The 13,962-nt window shown below is 67.5% G+C and carries 15 protein-coding genes and 3 pseudogenes; 9 read left to right on the top strand and 9 right to left on the bottom strand.

Going from position 1 to position 13,962, the window contains the following annotated elements; translation table 11 throughout:
* Positions 1-40: 40 nt before the first annotated feature.
* On the bottom strand, positions 41-322 hold the full coding sequence (locus tag P1N55_RS18440) for a hypothetical protein (protein WP_276276917.1): 282 nt from the start codon (positions 320-322) through the stop codon (positions 41-43).
* A 1-nt stretch (position 323) separates the two neighbouring features.
* Between P1N55_RS18440 and P1N55_RS18445 the strand changes: the two genes are divergently transcribed.
* Positions 324-2,003, top strand: a complete 1,680-nt coding sequence (locus P1N55_RS18445) for a PAS domain-containing protein (RefSeq protein WP_276276918.1) — start codon at positions 324-326, stop codon at positions 2,001-2,003.
* An 18-nt stretch (positions 2,004-2,021) separates the two neighbouring features.
* Here P1N55_RS18445 and P1N55_RS18450 read toward each other — a convergent pair whose 3' ends face one another.
* The 3 genes from P1N55_RS18450 to P1N55_RS18460 all read right to left on the bottom strand — a co-directional run bounded on the left by P1N55_RS18450 (position 2,022) and on the right by P1N55_RS18460 (position 3,294).
* Positions 2,022-2,381: a DUF5518 domain-containing protein gene (locus tag P1N55_RS18450; RefSeq protein ID WP_276276919.1), complete on the bottom strand. Its 360-nt coding sequence runs from the start codon at positions 2,379-2,381 to the stop codon at positions 2,022-2,024.
* 62 nt (positions 2,382-2,443) lie between these two features.
* Positions 2,444-2,845 (bottom strand): DoxX family membrane protein, encoded by a 402-nt coding sequence (locus P1N55_RS18455; RefSeq protein ID WP_276276920.1) that lies wholly within the window; start codon positions 2,843-2,845, stop codon positions 2,444-2,446.
* Positions 2,845-3,294 carry a MaoC family dehydratase gene (locus P1N55_RS18460; protein ID WP_276276921.1) on the bottom strand — a complete coding sequence of 150 codons (450 nt, stop codon included), beginning with the start codon at positions 3,292-3,294 and terminating at the stop codon, positions 2,845-2,847. Before P1N55_RS18460 ends, P1N55_RS18455 begins: the two co-directional genes overlap by 1 nt.
* A gap of 76 nt (positions 3,295-3,370) precedes the next feature.
* Here P1N55_RS18460 and P1N55_RS18465 point away from each other — a divergent pair, with 76 nt between their 5' ends.
* The 3 genes and pseudogenes from P1N55_RS18465 (at position 3,371) to P1N55_RS18475 (ending at position 6,070) form a co-directional block, all read left to right on the top strand.
* The gene (locus tag P1N55_RS18465; protein WP_276276922.1) at positions 3,371-4,210 is read left to right on the top strand and encodes an HpcH/HpaI aldolase/citrate lyase family protein; all 840 of its coding nucleotides are present in this window, start codon (positions 3,371-3,373) and stop codon (positions 4,208-4,210) included.
* Between the two features lie 72 nt (positions 4,211-4,282).
* Positions 4,283-5,537: pseudogene (locus P1N55_RS18470) on the top strand (Glu/Leu/Phe/Val family dehydrogenase).
* A gap of 47 nt (positions 5,538-5,584) precedes the next feature.
* The gene (locus P1N55_RS18475; RefSeq protein ID WP_276276923.1) at positions 5,585-6,070 is read left to right on the top strand and encodes an SRPBCC family protein; all 486 of its coding nucleotides are present in this window, start codon (positions 5,585-5,587) and stop codon (positions 6,068-6,070) included.
* Here P1N55_RS18475 and P1N55_RS18480 read toward each other — a convergent pair.
* Entirely contained in the window at positions 6,067-6,597 is a 531-nt protein-coding gene (locus tag P1N55_RS18480) for a hypothetical protein (RefSeq protein WP_276276924.1), read from the bottom strand. The two genes, P1N55_RS18475 and P1N55_RS18480, sit on opposite strands and share 4 nt — an antisense overlap.
* Before the next feature lie 126 nt (positions 6,598-6,723).
* Between P1N55_RS18480 and P1N55_RS18485 the strand changes: the two genes are divergently transcribed.
* Positions 6,724-7,278, top strand: a complete 555-nt coding sequence (locus P1N55_RS18485) for an FAD-dependent oxidoreductase (RefSeq protein ID WP_276276925.1) — start codon at positions 6,724-6,726, stop codon at positions 7,276-7,278.
* Positions 7,279-7,293: 15 nt separating this feature from the next.
* Here the strand turns inward: P1N55_RS18485 and P1N55_RS18490 are convergent, their stop codons facing one another.
* A complete protein-coding gene (locus tag P1N55_RS18490; protein ID WP_276276926.1) occupies positions 7,294-8,106 on the bottom strand; it encodes an RIO1 family regulatory kinase/ATPase domain-containing protein in 813 nt (270 codons plus the stop codon).
* 80 nt (positions 8,107-8,186) lie between these two features.
* Here P1N55_RS18490 and P1N55_RS18495 point away from each other — a divergent pair.
* Both P1N55_RS18495 and P1N55_RS18500 read left to right on the top strand, forming a co-directional pair.
* Positions 8,187-9,370 (top strand): annotated as a pseudogene (locus P1N55_RS18495) (acyl-CoA dehydrogenase family protein).
* Positions 9,371-9,579: 209 nt separating this feature from the next.
* Positions 9,580-9,861 carry a hypothetical protein gene (locus P1N55_RS18500; protein WP_276276927.1) on the top strand — a complete coding sequence of 94 codons (282 nt, stop codon included), beginning with the start codon at positions 9,580-9,582 and terminating at the stop codon, positions 9,859-9,861.
* Positions 9,862-9,868: 7 nt separating this feature from the next.
* On the opposite strand, the gene P1N55_RS18505 is transcribed toward P1N55_RS18500, so the two are convergent.
* The 3 genes and pseudogenes from P1N55_RS18505 to P1N55_RS18520 all read right to left on the bottom strand — a co-directional run bounded on the left by P1N55_RS18505 (position 9,869) and on the right by P1N55_RS18520 (position 12,729).
* A complete protein-coding gene (locus P1N55_RS18505; protein WP_276276928.1) occupies positions 9,869-10,276 on the bottom strand; it encodes a universal stress protein in 408 nt (135 codons plus the stop codon).
* A gap of 47 nt (positions 10,277-10,323) precedes the next feature.
* A pseudogene (locus tag P1N55_RS18515) lies at positions 10,324-11,780 on the bottom strand (RtcB family protein).
* A gap of 79 nt (positions 11,781-11,859) precedes the next feature.
* Entirely contained in the window at positions 11,860-12,729 is an 870-nt protein-coding gene (locus tag P1N55_RS18520) for a HalX domain-containing protein (RefSeq protein ID WP_276276931.1), read from the bottom strand.
* Between the two features lie 291 nt (positions 12,730-13,020).
* Between P1N55_RS18520 and P1N55_RS18525 the strand changes: the two genes are divergently transcribed.
* Both P1N55_RS18525 and P1N55_RS18530 read left to right on the top strand, forming a co-directional pair.
* Positions 13,021-13,545: a DoxX family protein gene (locus tag P1N55_RS18525; RefSeq protein ID WP_276276932.1), complete on the top strand. Its 525-nt coding sequence runs from the start codon at positions 13,021-13,023 to the stop codon at positions 13,543-13,545.
* A 15-nt stretch (positions 13,546-13,560) separates the two neighbouring features.
* The gene (locus tag P1N55_RS18530) at positions 13,561-13,851 is read left to right on the top strand and encodes a hypothetical protein (protein ID WP_276276933.1); all 291 of its coding nucleotides are present in this window, start codon (positions 13,561-13,563) and stop codon (positions 13,849-13,851) included.
* Positions 13,852-13,962: the final 111 nt, after the last annotated feature.

Genomic DNA, 13,962 nt, shown 5'->3' on the forward strand with positions numbered 1-13,962 from the left:
GTGGCATGCTCGGCAATCACCGGCGTTCGCACCGGTCGTGTTACTGTCGGACGCGGGCGCGTCGACGTCTCGCGGGAGCTTCGAGGGGCTGCTGGGTGGCCCCATCGATGCCGTCTTCCGCATCCCGCTGCCGAAAGCCGAACTCGGAGCGCGTATCGACAACCTGCTTCAGATGCGCGAGTTCTCGCGGGACCTGGTCGAAGAGAAACAGTTCACGGAGACGGTGTTCGAGGCGAGCCCGTTGGCGAAACTCGTCCTCGACCCGGATGGAACGGTGGTCCGGGCGAACAATCGCGCTGGCGAACTGTTCGACGTAGCGCAAAGTGACCTCGTCGGACAGAAATACAACAACGGGGACTGGCGCGCGGAGCGGGGGGGACGGATCGGAGATCCCCGTCGAGGAGCGACCGCTCGAACGGCTTCTCGAATCCGGCAAGCCGGTCTACGAGTACGAACACGTCATCTCGCGCCCCAGGTACGACGACATGTGGGTGTCCGTGAATATGGCACCGATATGGGACGAGTCGGCCCACCTCAAGCACGTGGTCGTGGTGATCGAGGACGTGACGGTTCGCCACGCGCAGGCCCGGGAACTCGAACGGCAGGTCGACCTGTTTCGGAAGGCACAGGCCATCGCCAGCGTGGGGGCGTGGGAGTACGAGGTCCCGGACGACCAGCTCTACTGGACGGACGAGGTGTACAACATCCACGGGCTGTCGACCGACGTCGCCCTGCCGGTCGAGAAGGCGCTCGAGGTTTTCCATCCCGAGGACCAGCCCGTGATCAAGGATGCGTTCTATCGGGCGATCGAAGCCGGCGAACCGTACGACCTCGAACTCCGACTCGTCCGCGACGACGGCGAGCAGCGGTGGGTGAACACCCGTGGCGAGCCACAGTTCGTGGACGGCGACGTCGTCCGCCTCCGGGGAACTATACAGGACGTCACCGACCGGAGGGAGCGCGAAGAGCAACTCCAGCGGATGCGGAACGCGGTCGACAACGCACCCATCGGCATCACGCTCACCGACCCGTCACAGGAGGACAATCCACTCATCTACGTCAACGAGGGATTCGTCGAGATAACGGGCTACACTCGTGAGGAGGCGCTCGGCCGAAACTGTCGATTCCTCCAGGGCCCGGACACGGGGGAAGATACGGTCGCCAGACTCAGGCGAAAGATCGACGCCGACGACCCGGTTACGGAGACGATCCGGAACTACCGCGCCGACGGGTCCGCCTACTGGAACCAACTCCAGATCGCTCCCGTTCGCGACGACGAGGGGACGGTCGTCAACCACATCGGTTTTCAGCAGGACGTAACCGAGAGCGTCGAACGCCAGCGCCAACTCGAGATACTGGACCGGTATCTCAGACACAACATCAGGAACAAGATGACCGTCGTCAACGGTCTCGCCGAGTCGATCCAGGAGGAGGGGCAACCGCCGGTGACGGACTACGCGAACGCCATCGAACAAGCGGGGGAGGCGCTCGTGAAGAACCTGGAGAAGGAACGCAGGGTCACGACCCTGCTCGGCACTGAGCAGGCCCCGATGCGGATCGATACGTCCGAACTCGTTCAGTCGGTCGTCACGACGTGCACTCACCGATACCCCGACGCGACCATCACCCACAGCGGACCGGACTCGGTCGCGATCGAAGCACTCCCCGAACTGTCGCTCGCGTTCGAAGAACTCGTCGCGAACGCGGTCGAGCACAGCGACAGGCCGTCGCCGACCGTCGAGATCGCGGTCGAGCCCACGGGCGATACCGTCTGCATCCACGTCGTCGACGATGGCCCTGGCGTGCCGGCCGACGAGGTCGACGTCCTCAGCAACCCGGATACGGAGACGACCGTGCACCACGGCCGGGGGATGGGACTCTGGCTGGTCCAGCTGATCGTGAACCGGTCGGGTGGGACGCTCGAGTTCAGCCAGCGCGACTCCGGGGACAACGTCGTCACGATCGAGGTCCCGCGCGCGAAGGAGTCCGGCGAGGTCGAGTGAGCGGCCGTCGGACCCCACTCAGGCCAGCAGCGACCCGACGGCGCCGCCGATGGCCGAGTCCAGGGCGAGCACGAACGCGATGAGGACACCCACCACGAGGACGCTCAGCCCAGCCAGCCCACCGATGGGGCCCGCACCGATGCCGCCGACGAGGATGGCGACGACGCCGAACAGCACTGCCACGACGACGCCACCGATAGCGCCGGCCAGGAGCCCGTGCCACAGTCCGCTCCAGACGTTGCCGCCGGCGACGTAGCCCGCGGCGAAGCCCCCGATGAGGCCCGCACCGATGTGGCCGATGACCGGGACGAGGAACGCCAGGAGTCCCGCGACGATGCTCACCACGAACCCGATTCCGACCGCTCGCCAGTCAGTCATACCCGTCCGTAGGACGCCGACGGGATTAGCGGTTCTGCATGGTGGCCCATGTCAGGGAGTGGTCACTCCACCGACTGCACGAGGACGGCAAGCGCGAGCGCCGTCAGCCCCACGTCCCGGACCATCACGTCGAGGAAGACACCGCCCTGTGTCAGCCCGACCACGAGAAGGTACAGCGTCGTCGCAGCCAGCGAGACGGCAGCGACGGTCGCGGCCACGGTCGTGTACCGGTCTGCGACCAGCGCCGCGCCGAAGCCGAGTTCCAGCACGCCGTTGACGAGCATGAACTGGACCGGCGTGACGATCAGCAGTGGTTCCAGCCAGGCGACGACGTAGGCGGCCCACGACACGGGGTCGAGCAGTTTGTGGACGCCGGCGAGAACCAGCATCGCGCCCAGCCCCACCCGGGCGACGGCGTTCGCGTCGAGTGTGCCCAGGGCCGCCCGGGTGCGCGCAACGACCATCACCCGGGTGCCCGCTCGACCAGTGCCGTCCGCTCGAACGAACAGACGAGCGTGTCCTCTTGGTTGTACGCCTCGACCTCCATCGTGACCACGCCACGTTCCTCGTCGCTCGTGAGTCGCGTCCCCGTCACCGTCGTCTCCGCCCGGACGGTGTCGCCGTGGAAGACCGGCGCGGGGTGTTCGACGTCGTCGTAGCCGAGGTTGGCGACGATGGTCCCGTCGGTCGTGTCAGGGATAGTGAGCCCGACGGCAAGCGACATCGTGTAGAGGCCGTTCACGACGCGCTCGCCGAACTGGGTGTCGGCGGCGAACACGGCGTCCAGGTGGAGCGGTTGCTGGTTCATCGTCAGGTCACAGAAGCGCTGGTTGTCGCTCTCGCTTATCGTGCGGCGCGCCTCGTGGACGATGGTCTCGCCCTCGGTGAACTCCTCGTAGTGCTTGCCCGCCATGGCAGGCTCACGTGCGCGGCGGCCTTAGGGGTGGGGGCAGGCCGACACTTACGGTCCCGCCGGTCCAAGCGGGGGCATGGTCCGCAGGAGCGTCCTCTTCTCGCCCGGCGACGACGGCGCGAAGCTCCGGAAAGCCATCGGGAGCGACGCCGACGTGGTGGTGTTCGATCTCGAGGACGCGGTCGCGCCCGCCGCGAAACCGGCCGCACGCGAGGCGGTCCGCGACGCCCTGGCCGACGTGCTCCCGGCCGACCCGGAGGTGTGTGTCCGTGTCAACCCCGTCGGGCAGGGCGCAGCCGCGGACCTCGACGTGGTGCTCTCCGGCCCGCACCCGGACGCCGTCGTCCTCCCGAAGACCAGCGGCGCGGCGGACGTCGACAGACTCACGGCGCTGCTTTCCGACCACGGGGTGGCCCTGCCGGTGCTGGCGCTCGTCGAGTCGGCCGCGGGTGTCCTCCACGCGGAGGCAATTGCCGCCGCCGACGCCACCGTCGCGCTCGTCTTCGGAGCCGAGGACCTCGCGGGCGATATCGGAGCCACACGGACGAGCGGGGGGGCGGAGGTCTCGCACGCCCGCCAGCACGTGGTCCTCGCGGCCAGAGCGGCGGGGGTCGACCCAATCGACACGCTCTACACTGCCTACGAGGACCACGAGGGGCTGCGCGCAGACACCGAGACGGCCGTCGGCCTGGGCTACGACGGCAAACTCGCCATCCACCCGGCCCAGGCGACGGTCATCAACGAGGTGTTCACGCCGACGGCGGAGCGACTGGCCTGGGCCGAGCGGATTCTGGCCGCCCGCGATGCGGCCGACGGCGGCGTGTTCGTCGTCGACGGCGAGATGGTCGACGCGCCACAGGTCCGACAAGCCGAGCGCGTCGTGGCGCGGGCCGAGGCCGCGCGAGACCGCCCCTGAGGACCGCCGACCACCCGAGGGCGACCATGGCCGGCGGTATCCTTTTCCCGTCGCTGTGTCAATCGCTATGGTATGTCCACCGAGGTGAACCCGTTCGAGAGTCTGCAGGAGCAGATCGACGACGCGGCGGCGTATCTCGAATACTCGACCGACGTCCTCGAACGGTTGAAACACCCGGAGCGGGTGCTCGAGACGAACCTCTCCGTCGAGATGGACGACGGCTCCGTCGAGGTGTTTCGCGCGTACCGCTCGCAATTCAACGGCGACCGCGGCCCCTACAAGGGCGGCATCCGCTACCACCCGCAGGTCTCGCGCGACGAGGTGAAGGCGCTCTCGGGGTGGATGGTCTACAAGTGTGCCGCCGTGAACATCCCCTACGGCGGCGGGAAAGGGCATCCGGATCGACCCCCGCCAGTACTCCGACGGCGAGATAGAGCGCATCACACGGTCGTTCGCGAAGGAACTGCGCCCCATCATCGGCGAGGACCTCGACATCCCCGCGCCGGACGTCAACACCGGACAGCGGGAGATGAACTGGATCAAAGACACCTACGAGACGCTTGAGAACACGACCGAACCGGGCGTCATCACGGGGAAGGCGCCCGAGTCCGGCGGGAGCGCGGGCCGCGTCGAGGCCACCGGGCGCTCGGTGATGCTCGTCACCCGCGAGGCCTTCGACTACCTCGACCGGAACATCGAGGACGCGACCGTCGCCGTCCAGGGGTACGGTAACGCCGGCTCCGTCGCGGCGAAACTCATCGACGACCTCGGCGCGAACGTCGTCGCCGTCTCCGACTCCTCCGGCGCGGTGTACAACGCCGACGGCCTGGACACGCGCGCCGCCAAGGACCACAAACGTGAGACGGGGACACTCGCCGGCTACGAGGGTGCGACGGAGGAACTGACCAACGAGGACCTCCTGACGCTGGACGTCGACCTGCTGGTGCCCGCGGCGCTGGAGAACGCCATCGACGGCGACCTGGCCGCGGAGGTCCAGGCCGACATGATCGTCGAGGCCGCCAACGGGCCGCTTACGCCGCGAGCAGACGACGTCCTCACCGACCGCGACGTCCACGTCTTCCCCGACATCCTCGCGAACGCCGGCGGCGTGACCGTCTCGTACTTCGAGTGGGTCCAGAACCGCCAGCGATTCTACTGGTCCGAACAGCGGGTCAACGACGAACTGGAGACCATCATCACCAACGCCTTCGAGGACCTGGTCGACACCTACGAGAACACCGGCGCGCCCAACTTCCGGACGGCGATGTACGTCGTCGCCATCCAGCGGGTCGTCTCGGCCGCCGAAGAGGCCGGTATCTGGCCGTAACTCGCCGGGACCGCCGCCGTTTTCACCGTTCCGTCCCACGCTCCGACATGGACACCTACGAGCGGTCGGTCCGCGTGAAGGCCCCGTTCGAGACAGTCTGGGAGTTCCACTCGACCGGCCAGGGCCTCGTCGCGCTGACGCCCGACTGGATGAACCTCCGCATCGAATCGGAGACGGGCCCGGACGGTGAGTCCGACCCGGAGGTGCTCGAGGCGGGGTCGACCGTCGTCTCCTCCATCAGACCGTTCGGCGTCGGCCCGCGCCAGCGCTGGGTCTCGGACATCGTGGCCCGCGAGGCCGGCGAGGACGAGGCGATGTTCCGCGACGTGATGCGCGAGGGTCCGTTCCCGCACTGGGAACACACCCATCGGTTCCGTGCCGACGGCCCTGACGCCACCATCGTCGAGGACCACGTCGAGTACGAACTCCCCGGCGGGCCACTGGGCCGTGCGGTGGGGCCGCTCGGCGTCGTCGGGTTCGAACCGATGTTCCGCTACCGCCATCGGGAGACGAAACGGCTCCTCGAAGCCTAGAGGTACTGGGTCTCGGTCACCTCGACGCCGACCGGGGCCCCGCGGCGCGCCGTCCGGCCGTCGAGTTCGACCGTCACGTCCACCGAGCGGGGAGCGACAGACAGCACGCGCTCGAGCGGGACAGACGGTTCGGCCACGACGTCTCCATCCCGGTTCCGCGTGACGCCGTAGTCGACGGTGACGATCGACCCGAACAGGAGGCTCCGGATGCCCCGGCCGAGGCCGGCGTCGGACTCGCCCAGGCGGTCCTCGACGACCGGAACGACGGTCTCGGCGGCGTGTTCGAACGCCGTGCGCCGAAGCCATGCGGCGAACGGGCGAGTCCCGTCCCCGTCGCGGACGGCGTCTCGCTCGGGGAGGTACGTGACGTCGTCGCGGACTGTCCGCGTCGAGACGGGTGCTCCGCTCGGCCGGTGGAGGCCGCGTTCCGCGGCGACGTCCGCTCTGGTGGCGTCCCCCAGTGCCACTGCGCCGACGAGGGCGGCGAGGCCACCGCCGAGGGCCGACAGATAGCGTCGTCGGTTCACGGTCGCAACCACGCGACCGTCGGGAATAACCCTTCAGATGGCTCAAGCGTCGTTTGTAGCGTCCCGTGCCCGTAGACCAAGTCCGACAAGGCCTACATTTATCTGTCAAACGAGCCATTGTATCGTATGCCTGATGTACTCGTGGTCGGCGGCGGCGCCGCCGGCCTCAGTGCCGCACTGTTCACCTCCAAGAACGGCCTCGAGACCGTCGTGTACGACACGGACAAGACCTGGCTCCACAAGGCCCACCTGTTCAACTACCTCGGTATCGAGTCGCGAGACGGCACCGAGTTCCTCGAGGACGCCCGCGAGCAGGTCGCGTCGTTCGGCGCCGACCGCCGCGAGGCAGCGGTCACTGCGGTCGAGACCACGGACGACGGCTTCACCGCGACGACAGAGGAGGGCGAGGTGACGGCGACCTACCTGATCCTGGCGACTGGCGCAAAACGCGACCTGGCCGAGGACCTGGGCTGTGCGACGACCGACGAGGGCGTCGTCGACGTGGACGTCTCGATGGAGACCAGCGTCACGGACGCCTACGCGACGGGCGCGATGGTCCGTGCCGAGGAGTGGCAGGCCATCATCTCGGCGGGCGACGGCGCGGCCGCCGCGCTGAACGTCCTCTCGAAGGAGAAGGGCGAACACTTCCACGACTTCGACACGCCCGACGACGCGCCGTGAGCGGCCGCCGGCGACTCACGCCCCGTCGCTGTCCAGTGCCCGCTTCTCGACGGCCCCGCGAATCGCGGCGGCGTCGAAGTCGTGGTCCGGTCGCAGGTTGACGAAGTCGAGGAACTCCTCGGCAGCGAGCAGTTCCGCGGCGTCGTAGACGCCGCTGGCCGCGGCGACCGCCAGCGGCGCGCCGACGAGCGGTTCCAGCGCGCCCAGGGCACACGCGAGGTCGTAGGCCCGAGCGTCGGCGATGGCGTCTTCCCGGACGCTCGTCGCGTCGATGAAGTACACCTCGTCGTCGGCGACCAGGACGTTCTCACACCGGAAGTCGCCGTGGGCCAGGCCGTGTTCGTGCATCCGGTGCAGGTCGTGAAAGACCGTCGGCGTGTGGCGTTCTATCTGCTCGCGTGGCAGGTCGTCGAGCGTCTCGAAGTCGGGGAGATACGATAGCACCACGACGCCCATCCCCTCGTACTCGAAGGCCTCGACGGGATCGGGGGCGTTGACGCCCAGTTCTTGCATTCGCTCGGTGGCCGCGAGTTCGTGTTCGGCCATCTCGTACGGGGTCCCGAAGTGCTCGAAGAAGCCCTCGGTCCCCGAGGAGAACGCGCCGAGGTTCCGCCCCGTGGTCAGCAGGCCGTGGACCAGCGAGTTCTGCTGGGTGATGAGCTTCACGAACCACCGATCGTTGACCACGAAGGGCGTCGAGAGCCAGTTGTCCGCGTTCAGGAACGTCACGCGGGCCGACGGTTCGTCGTAGCGGTCCATGACCGCCCGAACGACGCCCTCCAGTTGCTCCCAGGGGACTGACCCGCGCAGGAACCGTCGGAACGCCATCGTCGGACTGGAGGATGGGCGCGGGCAAATGGCTTGTGACCGGCCCCGTGGTATTTGGTCACAGAACCCCTACGCCGGGTATGGACTTCACGCTCCCCGACGAACACCGGATGATACGGGATTCGGTCCGCGAGTTCTGCGAGAACGAGATCGCGCCTATCGCCCAGGACATCGAGGACGACCACCGGTTCCCGGCGGAGATATTCGACCAGCTGGCCGACCTGGACGTGATGGGCGTCCCCATCGACGAGGAGTGGGGCGGCCTGGGGAGCGACACGCTGACCTACGCGCTCGTCGCCGAGGAACTGGGCCGGGTCTCGGGGAGCGTCGGTCTCTCGTACGTCGCGCACACGTCGCTGGGGTCGAAACCAATCGAACAGTTCGGCACCGACGCGCAACGCGAGCGGTGGCTCCGCCCGCTCGCGACGGGCGAGTACCTCGGCGCGTGGGCGCTGACCGAACCCGGCAGCGGGAGCGACGCCAGCGACATGGACACGCGCGCCGTGCGGGACGGCGACGAGTACGTCATCGACGGCACCAAGCAGTTCATCACCAACGCCTCCGTCGCGGGGTCGGTGCTGGTCAAGGCCGTCACCGACCCGGACGCGGGGTACGACGGGGTCTCGACGTTCATCGTCTCGCCCGAGGACGACGGCTGGGAGGTCACCGCCGAGTGGGAGAAGATGGGGCTGAACGCGTCGCCGACCTGCGAGTTGCAGTTCACGGACTGCCGGGTGCCCGCGGACCGACTGCTGGGCGAGGAGGGCGAGGGGTGGGATCAGACGCTGCAGACGCTCAACGGGGGCCGTATCTCCATCGCCGCGCTCTCGGTCGGCCTGGCACAGGGCGCGTTCGAGGCCGCCCGCGAGTACGCCACGGAACGCGAGCAGTTCGGCAAGCCCATCTCGAGGTTCGACGCCGTCCGCGACAAACTCGTCGAGATGGACCGCAAGATCGAGCGCGCTCGCCTGCTCACCCACAAGGCCGCGACGATGTACGACGCGGGCGAGGATAGCGCTGGGCCGAAGGGCCAGCGAGGCGGCGGCGAAGCCGCCAGCCTCACACGCATGTCCTCCCTGGCGAAGCTCGACGCCAGCGAGATCTGCCGGGAGGTCGCCGAGGAGGCCGTCCAGGTGCTCGGGGCTACGGCTACACCACGGACTTCGCGCCCCAGCGGTTCTACCGGGACGCGAAACTGATGGAGATCGGCGAGGGAACCAGCGAGATTCAGCGCCTGGTGCTGGGTCGCGAACTCGGCCTGTAGCCGATCGGTCGAGTGACCGATGGGCACATGGGGGAATCGGGCGCTCGTCGGCCGACCACGCCGGCCGACGCGTCACGTTCCCTGATACCAGCGGGGTGGTGGCGGGCTACGTACCACTCCGGTGTGGATGAGGCCGCTCACTGGCCACTCGCTGTCGGGTAGGTACCCACAAGAAGAACGGTTTTGAGGGTATGTTTTCCTTACCCGCTATGGACCTGGATCGCCTGTCGCTCGATACCGACTCGCTCGACCAACTCGCCGCGTTCACCGGCCTCGGGTGGACGACCTCGCTGTGTGGCTTCCTCGCGTTCAGCCTCGGCTACGGCCCCGGCGTCTTCCACCGGGCCCTCGTCGACTCCCGTCTCCTGCTGTACGTGAGTGCCGGCTGTTTCCTCGCGACGCTGGGGCTCGACCGCCTGGTCCGGCGACTCGCCGACCGGGCCGACCAGGCGGAGGGCCACGCCGACGCAGGGGCCCAGCCGGCCGACTAAGGTGGGCTTACTCGGCTTCGGGGACGATGGTCACCGGCACCGACACCGTATCGAGGACGGCGAAGGCGGCGGTCCCGCCGGTCAGCCGGTCCCTGAGTCCCTTGTGTCTGTGTCCCATCACGATGTGGGAGATGTCGACGTCGGCTGCCAGTTCCAGCAGTTCCTGTGCGACCCGGGTCCCGTTGCGCCGACCCGACCGGCCGACGTACTCAAGTGCCACCGTGGCGACGACGGGCGCGTCCGCGAGGCGCTGTCTGAGCTCCTCGCGGAGCTGTCTCGCGCCGGCGTCTGCGAGTTCCTCCTCGAGCAGGTGGACGACGTACAGCTCTTCATCCAGGCCCTCTGCGAGCGTTATCGCGGTGTCGAGGACGTCGTCCGACACGGCGTCTGGTGCGATGGCCACCAGGATTGTCATACGCTAGCCACGTGCGCCAGCAGGAAATACGTTTCATCGCCACCGCCCTACCGCCGGGCTTTCAGGTTGTGGACCGGGTCGAGACGCTCGAGTACCTCGGCGGTCGGTTCCAGGGCCCGGCGAATGACCTCGGCGTCCTTGTAGGCCATCGGCGCCTCGTCGCGGACCGCCTCGACGACCGATTCCGAGTAGACTCCGTCCATCGCCTCGGCGAACGCGTCCATGTCGACGACGTCGTGGGCGCGTCCCCGACTCATCACCCGGCCGGCCCCGTGGGGGCCGTCTGGTGGTAGTCGTCGTTGCCTCTCCCGCGGGCGATGACCGACCCGTCGGCCATGTTGAACGGGACGACGAGGCGCTGGCCCTCGCGTGCCGGCGTCGCGCCCTTCCGAACCGTGAGGTCCCGGAAGTCGATGTAGTTGTGGATACTCTGGAACCGGTCGACGGGGTCGACGCCCAGCGCCTCGCAGATGGCGTCGCTCATCAGCTCGCGGTTCCAGCGGGCGTACTGCTGGGCGAACAGCATGTCGACGTAGTAGCCGTGTGCCTCACGGTCCTCCAGCCAGTCGAGGTCGGTGTTCCGGTCCTCGCCGTCGCCGACGTGGGGGCCCAGCGATCCGAGCGCGTCGAAGGCGTTCTCGATGTCCGTCCCCGACAGCTCCCGGCGCAGTTTGTCCTTCCGGATGTGTGATTCGCCCTTGCCGCCGGTGACCCACTCGTAGAGGTCGGCGTCGCTGACCGTCTCCGGATCGAATTTCAGGTAGTCTGTGTACGCCTCGGGAATCGACTCGCGGATGGCCCCGACCGCCCTGCGGTCGGTCGCTTTCGACTGCCAGTACTCCGCGACGGACTTGCCCAGGTACCGGGACCCGCTGTGGACGACGAGCCAGTAGTCGCCGGAGTCGCGTGCGCGGGCGAACTCGACGAAGTGGTTGCCCCCGCCCAGCGTGCCGGCACTCTGGATGACGTGGCCCATCCCCTGGCGCTGGTCGGCCAGCACGCGCGCACACAGGGACTCGAAGTACTCGCCGTCGTAGCCGTCGAAGTCGAACCCGACGGGGTCGACGTGCTCCCCGAACCGCGCCTCGAACGCGGCGTCGAACTGCTCGAACACCCGGTTCGCCCGCTCGAAGGGGAACTCCTCGACGAGGTGCGGGGCGTCGTCGTAGTCGTGGACGGACCGCCCCATCGGAACTGCCGCGCGCACGCGACGTTCGCGCTCCGCGTCGGCCAGAGGGAGCTCCTCGCCGAGGTTGGTCGCGGCCATCCCGCATCCGACGTCGACGCCGACGACGTTCGGGACGATGCGGTCGCCCAGCGGCATCGTGAAGCCGATGGGCGCGCCCGCGCCCCAGTGGGTGTCCGGCATGACGCGGACCGGTTCGGTGAAGGCCGGGTGGTCGACGAGCGACTGGATCTGGGCCCGACACGACTCCTCCAGCAGCGATTTGTCCTCGACCATCACCCGAGCGGTGGTGTGCTCGCCGACCAGTTCGATGGGCATCTCTGTCGGGGGGTAGTCGAGTCGATGTGTTGAACTTCACGGTCGGTGGGACCGGTCGCTCGGGACCCCCGGACTCACCTCACCGCTTGGTGACGCGCCGGTGACTCGGGTCCGGGAGGTTCTGGACGGTGCCACACTCCATGCACTTCCAGACGAACGCACCGAGCCGACGATGGCCCGCTCCCCCCGACCCGTCGGTACCCACGTCCCAGGTCCGCCCGCAACCGATACACGTGTCCGGTTTGTGCTTCTCGCTCCGCCGTGAGTTCCGCTGCGTCGTCTCTGGCCCGAAGCCCCGCTCGGGCCGAAGGTCCCGCTGGACCGCACGGAGATCGTCAGAGTCGAACGTCGACTTCAGGTCGTCCAGTTCCGCCCGGAGACGGCTTCGGGTCCCCAACAGCTCCTCGTACCGCTCGCACCCGTCGAGCTCCGCGGCTGTCGCCCCGACTTCCATGTTCGTGATGCCGAGCGTGACGTCGTAGTAGTCCTTGAGCAGCGACTGATACCGCGACCGGCGCGTCAGACGGTCGACCGTCTGGCGGACTGCCGACTTCGTCGTGGGTTCTGACAGACAGACGTCGTAGGGCAGCCCGGGGAACATCACCTCGACGTGTTCGGTCGTCGTGACGACGGTTCGGCAGTACGGCGAGGAATTTTTGATCCGGGTCTCGATTTCCGCCTTCGCCTCGTCCGGGAGTTCGTTCCGGACCAGCGCGACGGAGATCGTCTCCTCGAACGCGTCCCGTATCTCCGCTATCGTGTTCGCTGTCCGGACCTCGCACCCGTCGCTAATCCAGAGCTCGAACAGCTCGGCGCGGGTCGGCCCGTCGACGACGAGCACGACCGGTCGCGGCCGCCGCCGTGAGGCGATCGGACTCTGGGCCGCAGTCCTGCACTCGCCGCTCGGCTCGGGACATTGGTCGCCGCCACCCAGTCCTCTAACTCCCATAATAGATAATGCTGAATTGGGTGGTATAGTAGTTTCTTCGATTATTGATAATGATATACTCGGCGGAGTCAGGCAGCTCGGAGTCATTCGACGTGTCTCACCGACCCGGTCCCCAGCGACCGCCGTCGGGAGTAGTCGGGGCTCGATAAAAACCCTCGACCGAACGCGCCCGGCAACCCGATTCTACAGGATTCTGCATTTTCAGCCCTTCAGAACCGTTTTCAGTTGCTGGGAACGTGTGGCTGTTTATATGGAGTTGCTCCACACACGTTCACATGTGAGGTAACGACGATGTCCTACCAAGCGACCAACCCACTGGCCGACGAGTTCACGCTCGACCTGGACGGCCCACTGACGGCGTACTGGCTGGCCTTCCTGCGCATCGTCACCGGATGGTGGTTCTTCCACGCCGGTGTGACCAAACTGATCGAGGATGGGCTGGCCTTCACCTACGGACCGGCCTACATGCAGCAGATGACCGGCACCGCGCTGGGCCCCATCCCGGTCTGGATGGGCAACAACCTGGCGTGGCTTATCAAGCCCGGCGTCCCGCTGTTCGAGACGCTCATCGGCCTGGCGCTGATGGCCGGCGTCCTGGTCCGGCTGGCCTCTCTCGGGGGCATGATCTTCATGACCCTGTTCTGGATCGGCAACGCCGGATTCGGCCACGGCCTCGTCAACGGCGACCTCATGGGCCTGCTGCTGTTCGCCACGATGCTCATCCTGGGCACGGGGCGATACTACGGGCTCGACGCCATCATCGAGAAGCTCGAGTTCGTCAAGCGGCGCCCACGCCTGAAATACATCCTCGGCTGAGGAGGTGACACAACAATGACTAACGACATCATCGACAAAGCGGCACTGGCACTGAGCGGCGGACTGATGCTGCTGGGCATCGTCGGGCTCGGCATCGTCGAGATCCTCGCCGGCCAGCCCTACGGGGCGGCACCGATGACGAACGACGCAGGTGAAATCGTAGCGACCCCGATGGTCGACCCGACGCTCCGGACCGGCCTGGTCCTGCTCGGGCTGGCCATCCTGGCGCTGTACGGAGCCTACCGGTTCACGGCCCAGATTGAGGAGGAAGCGGGTGCGGCTGGCCACGAAGTGACGGCCGACTAACCGAGTGATTCGGACACACTCGCTCCCGCGGGTTTTCGGACGGTCCTGATCCGGTAGCGACAGCGTCGGCTCGTCGCCGACGGCATCGACCGTGGTTTTATCGGCCGGTCG

The organism is Haloarcula regularis (assembly GCF_029338315.1).
Lineage (GTDB): Archaea > Halobacteriota > Halobacteria > Halobacteriales > Haloarculaceae > Haloarcula > Haloarcula regularis.

What these genes read in the sequence shown, in the direction of transcription:
- P1N55_RS18475 (WP_276276923.1), top strand. Translation starts at nt 5,585, where the DNA reads ATGGACACCTACGAGCGGTCGGTCCGCGTGAAGGCCCCGTTCGAGACA.
- P1N55_RS18530 (WP_276276933.1), top strand. Translation starts at nt 13,561, where the DNA reads ATGACTAACGACATCATCGACAAAGCGGCACTGGCACTGAGCGGCGGA.
- P1N55_RS18450 (WP_276276919.1), bottom strand. Translation starts at nt 2,381, where the DNA reads ATGACTGACTGGCGAGCGGTCGGAATCGGGTTCGTGGTGAGCATCGTC.
- P1N55_RS18485 (WP_276276925.1), top strand. Translation starts at nt 6,724, where the DNA reads ATGCCTGATGTACTCGTGGTCGGCGGCGGCGCCGCCGGCCTCAGTGCC.
- P1N55_RS18525 (WP_276276932.1), top strand. Translation starts at nt 13,021, where the DNA reads ATGTCCTACCAAGCGACCAACCCACTGGCCGACGAGTTCACGCTCGAC.
- P1N55_RS18465 (WP_276276922.1), top strand. Translation starts at nt 3,371, where the DNA reads ATGGTCCGCAGGAGCGTCCTCTTCTCGCCCGGCGACGACGGCGCGAAG.
- P1N55_RS18500 (WP_276276927.1), top strand. Translation starts at nt 9,580, where the DNA reads ATGGACCTGGATCGCCTGTCGCTCGATACCGACTCGCTCGACCAACTC.
- P1N55_RS18520 (WP_276276931.1), bottom strand. Translation starts at nt 12,729, where the DNA reads ATGGGAGTTAGAGGACTGGGTGGCGGCGACCAATGTCCCGAGCCGAGC.
- P1N55_RS18455 (WP_276276920.1), bottom strand. Translation starts at nt 2,845, where the DNA reads ATGGTCGTTGCGCGCACCCGGGCGGCCCTGGGCACACTCGACGCGAAC.
- P1N55_RS18505 (WP_276276928.1), bottom strand. Translation starts at nt 10,276, where the DNA reads ATGACAATCCTGGTGGCCATCGCACCAGACGCCGTGTCGGACGACGTC.
- P1N55_RS18490 (WP_276276926.1), bottom strand. Translation starts at nt 8,106, where the DNA reads ATGGCGTTCCGACGGTTCCTGCGCGGGTCAGTCCCCTGGGAGCAACTG.
- P1N55_RS18460 (WP_276276921.1), bottom strand. Translation starts at nt 3,294, where the DNA reads ATGGCGGGCAAGCACTACGAGGAGTTCACCGAGGGCGAGACCATCGTC.